General features: G+C 38.3%; 1 protein-coding gene. It reads right to left on the bottom strand.

Going from position 1 to position 1,610, the window contains the following annotated elements; genetic code table 11:
• Positions 1–68 precede the first annotated feature (68 nt).
• Positions 69–1,313 carry a RecQ family ATP-dependent DNA helicase gene (locus A5875_RS17100; protein ID WP_088934815.1) on the bottom strand — a complete coding sequence of 415 codons (1,245 nt, stop codon included), beginning with the start codon at positions 1,311–1,313 and terminating at the stop codon, positions 69–71.
• Positions 1,314–1,610: the final 297 nt, after the last annotated feature.

The raw sequence follows: 1,610 nt of genomic DNA, 5'->3' as shown, positions 1-1,610 counted from the left end.
GATATTCATTTCTGATAGAATTTCAGTAGGTTTCATCCCCCTTGAAAGGGTCATTTCCATAATTTGATTTAACAGCTCTGGACTTGCCTGTGCACCTTCAATAAAGGAGTCCAGTATTTCTTCATCTTCATATCCATGAAACATAATAGCGTATGCACTTTGACCTGTCTCTTATACACATCTAGATGTGTATAAGAGACAGGCTCTGGACTTGCCTGTGCACCTTCAATAAAGGAGTCCAGTATTTCTTCATCTTCATATCCATGAAACATAATAGCGTATGCACTTTGACCATCACGACCAGCCCTTCCTATTTGTTGATAATAGGAGATAATATTCTTTGGCAATTGATAATGGATAACAAACCGTATATCTGGTTTATCATAACCCATGCCTAACTTGACCGTCGCCACTAAGATTCTCAGATCTCCTTTATCGAAAGCTTCCATACGCTTTTGTGCAATATCTACTTCAAACTCATCTTTTCCTAATCCAGCATGGTAGGCTTCGGCAGAAATAGATGATTTCTTTAAAAATTCGGCAACCGTCTCGCAATCTCTTTGCGTCAAACAATAAATAATACCTTGTCCTGTTTTTAAGTTTTCATCAAATTGTAAGCTTTGAGCAAGCCACGCTAAACGTTCCTCTCGAGTTTGACGCGGATTAATTTGAATAGCTAAATTTTCACGCATCAAATCTCCTCTAACAACGTTTAAATCCTCTCCAAGTTGACTTTTTATGTCTTTGATCACACGATCGTTTGCCGTTGCGGTAGTGCCTAAAATAGCGATATCAGCTGGAAAATTATCCAAAAGCTTCACGATTCTTTGATAGTCTGGACGGAAGTCATGCCCCCAATCAGATATTGAATGCGCTTCATCTACCACAAATAGTTGAATACCACCAATATTCGAAAATCGTTCCATAAATCTTTCGTTTGCCAAACGTTCTGGGGAGATGATAATTGCGTCATAATTTTCGATATCAGCATACAGTTCTTCCCATTCATCTTGATTGTTACTGTTTATCGTCATAGCTCTTATTCCAAGCTTAGTTGCCGCATCAATTTGGTTCGTCATCAATGCTAAAAGAGGGCTTACAATAACCGTGGGACCTGCACCATTCTGTCTTAAAATTTTACTCGCAATAAAATAAACAACTGACTTTCCCCATCCTGTTTTCTGAACTACCAATGTTTTCTTTTTTTGAACAACTGATATGATAGCCTCAAGCTGACCTTCCCTAAATTCTGCCCTAGGTCCATATGCTTCTTTTAGAATTGAAATTGCTTTATTTTCAATTGAACTTGTCATCTGTGCACTACCTCCACTCATTTAATTTCTATTAAAAATATTCTATCATTCTTTCAAATCCAGTAAAACAGCTCATTTTGTTTGCAGATTTCGCTGATGGTATCTTTGATGTCTTGTTCTGCTAGCTTTTCTCTTAGGGGTTCGACCATCACTGAGAGTTGGGACATAATGGAGTTGCTTTTGTCGCGGTTCCACATGCATAGGCAGATTCGCTTCTCTTTGGATAGTATAAAAAAGATCGAGTACATTATCTAAAACCTGTCTCTTATACACATCTCCGAGCCCACGAGACGCTCA

Origin of the sequence: Enterococcus sp. 3H8_DIV0648 (assembly GCF_002140655.1) — a bacterium.
Classification (GTDB): Bacteria; Bacillota; Bacilli; order Lactobacillales; family Enterococcaceae; genus Enterococcus_A; species Enterococcus_A hulanensis.
This window is presented reverse-complemented; position numbering and strand designations above follow the sequence as displayed.